At 55.3% G+C, this 5,510-nt stretch carries 6 protein-coding genes and 2 tRNA genes; 4 read left to right on the forward strand and 4 right to left on the reverse strand.

Annotated elements, in window-relative coordinates; all coding sequences use genetic code 11:
- Positions 1–15: 15 nt before the first annotated feature.
- The 3 genes from ACXJJW_RS03880 to ACXJJW_RS03890 form a co-directional block, all read right to left on the reverse strand.
- Positions 16–88, reverse strand: a tRNA-Gln gene (locus ACXJJW_RS03880).
- A 146-nt stretch (positions 89–234) separates the two neighbouring features.
- Positions 235–657 (reverse strand): universal stress protein, encoded by a 423-nt coding sequence (locus ACXJJW_RS03885; RefSeq protein ID WP_456474418.1) that lies wholly within the window; start codon positions 655–657, stop codon positions 235–237.
- 9 nt (positions 658–666) lie between these two features.
- Positions 667–2,664 (reverse strand): molybdopterin biosynthesis protein, encoded by a 1,998-nt coding sequence (locus ACXJJW_RS03890; protein WP_456474419.1) that lies wholly within the window; start codon positions 2,662–2,664, stop codon positions 667–669.
- A gap of 96 nt (positions 2,665–2,760) precedes the next feature.
- On the opposite strand from ACXJJW_RS03890, the gene ACXJJW_RS03895 reads away from it, so the two are divergent.
- The 4 genes from ACXJJW_RS03895 (at position 2,761) to ACXJJW_RS03910 (ending at position 5,357) form a co-directional block, all read left to right on the forward strand.
- On the forward strand, positions 2,761–3,303 hold the full coding sequence (locus ACXJJW_RS03895) for an FmdE family protein (RefSeq protein WP_456474420.1): 543 nt from the start codon (positions 2,761–2,763) through the stop codon (positions 3,301–3,303).
- Positions 3,304–3,468: 165 nt separating this feature from the next.
- Complete coding sequence (locus tag ACXJJW_RS03900; RefSeq protein ID WP_456474421.1) at positions 3,469–3,936, forward strand: hypothetical protein; 468 nt, start codon at positions 3,469–3,471, stop codon at positions 3,934–3,936.
- 1 nt (position 3,937) lies between these two features.
- Positions 3,938–4,642 (forward strand): DsbA family oxidoreductase, encoded by a 705-nt coding sequence (locus tag ACXJJW_RS03905; protein ID WP_456474422.1) that lies wholly within the window; start codon positions 3,938–3,940, stop codon positions 4,640–4,642.
- Positions 4,643–4,658: 16 nt separating this feature from the next.
- Complete coding sequence (locus ACXJJW_RS03910; RefSeq protein WP_456474423.1) at positions 4,659–5,357, forward strand: cytochrome c biogenesis CcdA family protein; 699 nt, start codon at positions 4,659–4,661, stop codon at positions 5,355–5,357.
- 41 nt (positions 5,358–5,398) lie between these two features.
- On the opposite strand, the gene ACXJJW_RS03915 is transcribed toward ACXJJW_RS03910, so the two are convergent.
- Positions 5,399–5,471: transfer RNA gene (locus tag ACXJJW_RS03915), tRNA-Gln, on the reverse strand.
- Between the last annotated feature and the right edge of the window lie 39 nt (positions 5,472–5,510).

A 5,510-nucleotide genomic window follows, 5' to 3' on the forward strand; every position in this document is an offset into this window, starting at 1 on the left:
ATACCGCTATGGTAGTAGCCCCGGGCGGATTCGAACCGCCGGCTCTGGCTCCAAAGGCCAGAATGTTTGACCACTACACCACGGGGCTTCAAAGAAATGCTGTTTCCCAACGTGTGAAAAATTTTTCCCTCATAGGGGCGCCTTCCCCGCCCCTATCACCCCTTCCGAACCAACCATATAAGGGCGCCTTCCCCGCTTCGTCACACCGGAAGCTTCGCTTCCGGGTAACCCTCTTCAACCCCTCACAACGAGCACATCACAGGGTGCACGCCTGACAACGCGCTGCACCACGCTCCCCAGCGCCACCTCCTCAACCGCATTTATCCCTATGGAGCCCAGGATAATGAGGTCGTAGCTGCCCTCCTCAGCCTCTCTGACAATCTCCTCGCTGGGCACACCTTCGCGGAGCTTCGTCTCAACCTTAACACCCTGCTGCGCAGCCTTCTCTTCAAACGCCCTCAGCACAGCCTCCCCCTCCTTCTTTGTCCTGTTGTAAATCTCCTGCATGAGCTCCTCTGCCCACTGGTATCTCGCCCTGTCTATGACATAAACCGCAGTTATACCTGAGCCGAAGTTCCCGGCGAGAGCCAGCGCCTTCTCCTCCGCCTGCTTTGCATAGAAGGAGCCGTCGGTGGCAACCAGAATCCTTCTGTACATAGATAAATTTTACTCTGGCTCGTATATAACCTTGCCTGTCTCTTCATTTGCGCTAAGCCCTGGTGTGGCTTCGAGGAGCTTCCTGAACTCCCGGGAGGCGAGCATTGCTATAAACCTCCTGACCTCCGGCTTGGCCATCTTCTCCTTTGGTATGGCGAAGTCGTACTTCTCCTCGCGCAGGGGTATGAAGTCCAGGTCGTACTGCTCCGCCACGGTGCGAATCGCCAACCCCGCGTCGGCCCTGCCGTAGGCAACGGCCGCCGCTATGGCCGAGTGGGACTTCGCCTCAATCTCATAGCCTTCAATCTCCCTAGCAAGCTCCGTAATATCAACCCCGCGCTCCTCCGCAATCTTCCTGAGCTCAAGGTCGAAGAGCACGCGGGTGCCAGAGCCCGGGTTGCGGTTTATGAACCTCACATCCCCGCGGAGGAGGTCGGCTATACCGGTAATGCCCTTGGGGTTGCCCTTCGCCACAACCAGACCCTGCTCCCTGTCGTAGCCCCTGACGAGATATGCCCTGTCCCCGAGCCCCAGGCGGTGGATGAAGGGTATGTTGTACTCGCCCGTGGCCTCGTCGATTAAATGCGTCCCCGAGATGTCGCTCTCACCCTTTCTCACCGCAGCAAGGCCGCCAGAGGAGCCCACATTTATAATCTTCGCCTTCAGGGGCTTCTCCCTGCTCATAAGGCTAACCAGGAGGTCAACGCCTATGCAGTGACTTCCTATTATTGTGAGGTCCGCCAGCTTTATGCTCTCGCTAAGCAGGATTACCTCATGCTCCTCTCCCTCGCCCAGCATCTCCACATTCTCAGGTATCTCTATGTAGCCGTCTGCCTCGGCGAGGGTTGTAATCGCCCCTGAGCCTGTGAGCACTGGGTAGGCCGAATAGCTCCCATCGCTCCCCCGCACCAGGTTTACTAGCTTATACTCGTACCGCCCGCTGGCCGAGTAGAACTTCATTGCCGTCTTGGCCTTAAGCTGCTTTCGCCCGGGCGCCTCCACACCGGCTAACCTTCGAATAACCGGGGCCACGAATACGTCGAAGGTCACCATCGCCGATGTGGGATATCCGGGCAGACCAAAGATAGCCTTACCCCTGGCAACGCCTATGATGGTTGGCTTCCCGGGCTTTATCGCCACGCCGTGCACCAGTATCCCGGGCTCACCCAGCTCGTCTATAACGCGGTAGCTCAAATCCCCAAGCCCGGCACTCGTGCCGCCCGAGGTTATTACCATATCGTACTCTCCCTCAAGCGCCTCTTCCAGCTTACCCTTAAGCTTCGCCGGGTCGTCCTCGACTATGCCGAGAAAGCTGGGCTCACCTCCGCACTCCCGCACAGCCTGTGCTATCGCATAGGCATTCACATCGTATATCTTCCCAAAGCTCAGCTCCTCACCGGGGGCCACTATCTCATCGCCCGTAGAGATTATCGCAACCCTTGGCGAGCGGAACACGGCGATGCTGCGCATACCGAGTGCCGCGAGTACGCCAACCTCGCGGGGGGTAAGCCGCGTACCCTCTCTGATTACAACCTCTCCCCTCATTATGTCTGCACCCGCTGCCATCACATTTTCACCGGGCGCCACCGGCTTGTATATCCTCACAGAGCTCTTCCCTTCCCTCTCCACCTGCTCAGTGTACTCCACCATGACCACGGCGTTCGCCCCCCGGGGCATCGCAGCACCTGTGGCGATGCCTATGCACGTGCCCGGGGTAATCTCGTGGGGAGAGCTGTCGCCTGCGCGTATGTAGCCCCGGAGCTCCAGCTCCACAGGCGACTCCTCGTCTGCATAGAAGGTGTCCTTTGCGATAACTGCATAGCCGTCCATGCTTGCCCTGTCGAAAGGCGGGACATCCACACCCGCCACCACATCGCGCGCAACCACCCTGCCCAGCGCCTTCTCAAGTGCTATCTCCTCCACCCTCGGCCTTGCGGTGAAGTGCTCCTCCAGCCTCCGCCTTGCCTCGGATATTGTTACAATATCGTGAAACTCCTTCAGTTCCATGGATTTTAATACTGCGCTGTGAATAAAAATCTTGGGGTGGGAGTAAGCACTCCTGCTTACCCAAAAAGTTTTAACCAGAGTTACATAACGCTATGCATGGACGACGAGATGCTGAGAAGGGCTGTGGAATTTCACGGACACCTGTGCCCCTTTGTTGTGGTGGGAGCAAAGGCGGCGGGCTATGCAATGCAGCAGCTTGACGTTGAACGCGCTGGCGATGAAGAACTGTTCTGCATCGCAGAAACTGCAAACTGTGCCATTGACGCTATTCAAGCTATAGCGGGCTGCACCGTGGGTAAGGGAAACCTGTACATCCGCGACTACGGGAAGAGTGTCTTCATCTTCGGCTCAAGGAAGAATGGCAGAGCCCTGCGTCTGTACTTTAATCCAGAGCTTCTAAAGGGCAGGAGCATGGAGGAGAAGGTTAAAGCCGCTCTTTCCCTCTCGCCTGAGGAAGCCTTCACAGTAGATTCTGTAAGGATTGAGTTCCCTGAGGAGGCTGAGGTGAGAGATTCTGTGCGCTGCTCCGCGTGCGGTGAGTATGCGATGGATACAAAGGTTAGGGAGGTCAATGGGAAAAAGCTCTGTCTGCCCTGCTACTTCGCTGCCAGGGAGGAGGAAAAAACCAGAGTAGAGTGATAGCTCAGACCCTTTTTGCACCATTCACTTAAATTAACAGATGATATTTTGCAGATTATTTGTAACAGACCTATAGGTAATAATGGGGCTGTTGAAATTGGGTATAATTTGGGAAAAGACAGAAAAATAATTTAAAAAAAATTAAATGAAATCAATGGTGATGAAATGGAGTTGAAGATCTACGTCGCTCTGGCCCTGATTGTTGTGGCCGCGAGCCTCTGGGCTTTCAAACCCGCCGAGGCTCCTCCCGGAGAGCGTCTTGAGTTTCCTGTAACCGCCGAGAAGGCGCTGAAGATTGTGAAGAGCAATGAAGAGGCCAGGGCGTTTATTGAGGAGTACCTGAGAAATGAGAGCAACAGAATCACACGCATCAATCTTAACTACGACGTCGCCTCGGGAAACTACACCTGGAAGATAGAGCTGGTGGAGAGGGAGTGCGGATGCAAATTTGGAAGCGAGGAAGGTTTGAATATGCTCAGAGCCGAGGTTGACCCTACAACCGGCGAGATTGTAAAGCTGGAGACACAGGTGGGGGTGAAGGAAGAGGAAGTTGCAAGGGAGAGGTGCATGGAGGGGTGCCACTCCGAGGATGATATTCAGCCCACCTTTACCGTCAATATGAGCGGGGGATAGCATGGTTAAGAAGAGGCAGAAGAAAAAGGCGAGAAAGAGTTCTTTTGGGATGAAGGCGGCTGTGGTAATTGGCCTGGTTTTGATAGGATTTTTATTTATAATGAGCGGGAAGGAGGAACCCCAGGAGGAGACTGCCGCACCTTCGAATGCGGGTGAGCAGCTTGTGCTCGGCCTCTATCCCGTCCTGGACAGGCCCAGCACAGGGGAGCCGGGAAAGGTCAGGATTGTGGAGTTGCTGAGCTTCTACTGTGATAACTGCTACCGCTTTAATGCTCTAAAGCACCAACTTGAGGAAAAGTACGGCAGCGCCCTTGAGATTGAGCTGGTGCCCATAGTGTGGGGTGAGCAGTCGATTAAGACGGTCGAAGCCTACCTTCTGGCAGAGCGCTACGGCAAGGGCAGGGAGATGGCAGATGCAATTTTCAAAGCTAGATTTGAGGAGGGCAGGGATATAGGCGACGTGGAGGTGCTTATAGCTCTTGGCAGGCAGCTCGGCCTTGGAGAAGATTTTGAAAAGCTGCTGAGGTCCGGGGCCGCGAACCAGGAGGCGCAGAACAACATAAAGCTGGCGGTGAGCTACGGTATTGAGGAGACACCCACACTGATTGTGAATGGGAACATAGTTGTCAACCCGCACCCCACTGGAGACGACGTCCTCGCTATGGCTCAGAATCTTGATATAATAATCCAGAGACTGTTGCGCTGAGTTTTGAGGAGATTTTATGGGTGAGCCCTCATTAGTGCTTGCATTTATTGCGGGAGTGGTTACCATAGCAACCCCCTGCATACTTCCGATACTGCCGCCTCTCCTTGCGGGGAGCGTTGGCAGCTGGTACAGGCCCATCGGAATAGTTGCAGGTATGTCGATTTCCTTCACCCTGATGGGAGGTATATTCTCGGCGCTGGGGCTGCTGGCCAGCCCGCTGGGCGAGGTACTACGCTACATTTCCATAGGCTTTATAGTCTTCTTCGGCCTGGTTATGGTGGAGGATAGGCTTCACCGCCTGTTTGTGCACTACTCCTCCCTGCTTACCGGCAGGCTGGCGAGGGGTTTGAATACCAGTGCCAAGGACGATTCCATAGCAGGCGCCCTCCTCCTGGGCCTGAGCCTGGGCATAGTGTGGATACCCTGCGTCGGTCCCGTGCTTGGGTCCATACTCTCCTACGTGGCGATGAAGGGCAGCATTCTCAAGGGTTCCCTACTCCTCTTCTCCTATTCTATGGGCTTCGGGGTGGCAATACTGGGCATCGCCTACGGCAGCAAGAAGTACAGCACCCGCCTCGAGTGGATAAGGAACAACTCAGAACAGATAAGGGTGGCTGCCGGCTGGATTATCATACTCACGGGCGTGGCAATCCTCCTGGGAATGGACAGGAAGATTATGACCTGGCTCCTCCCCTACTTCCCGGCCCTGCTTTAGTGATAGTCCTCCCCCTGGACCCTACGATACCGCTATGGTAGTAGCCCCGGGCGGATTCGAACCGCCGGCTCTGGCTCCAAAGGCCAGAATGTTTGACCACTACACCACGGGGCTTCAAAGAAATGCTGTTTCCCAACGTGTGAAAAATTTTTC

It is taken from the genome of Candidatus Pyrohabitans sp. (assembly GCF_054014795.1).

Coding starts and splice junctions, on each gene's coding strand:
- ACXJJW_RS03885 (WP_456474418.1), bottom strand. CDS start 657: ATGTACAGAAGGATTCTGGTTGCCACCGACGGCTCCTTCTATGCAAAG.
- ACXJJW_RS03890 (WP_456474419.1), bottom strand. CDS start 2,664: ATGGAACTGAAGGAGTTTCACGATATTGTAACAATATCCGAGGCAAGG.
- ACXJJW_RS03895 (WP_456474420.1), top strand. CDS start 2,761: ATGGACGACGAGATGCTGAGAAGGGCTGTGGAATTTCACGGACACCTG.
- ACXJJW_RS03900 (WP_456474421.1), top strand. CDS start 3,469: ATGGAGTTGAAGATCTACGTCGCTCTGGCCCTGATTGTTGTGGCCGCG.
- ACXJJW_RS03905 (WP_456474422.1), top strand. CDS start 3,938: ATGGTTAAGAAGAGGCAGAAGAAAAAGGCGAGAAAGAGTTCTTTTGGG.
- ACXJJW_RS03910 (WP_456474423.1), top strand. CDS start 4,659: ATGGGTGAGCCCTCATTAGTGCTTGCATTTATTGCGGGAGTGGTTACC.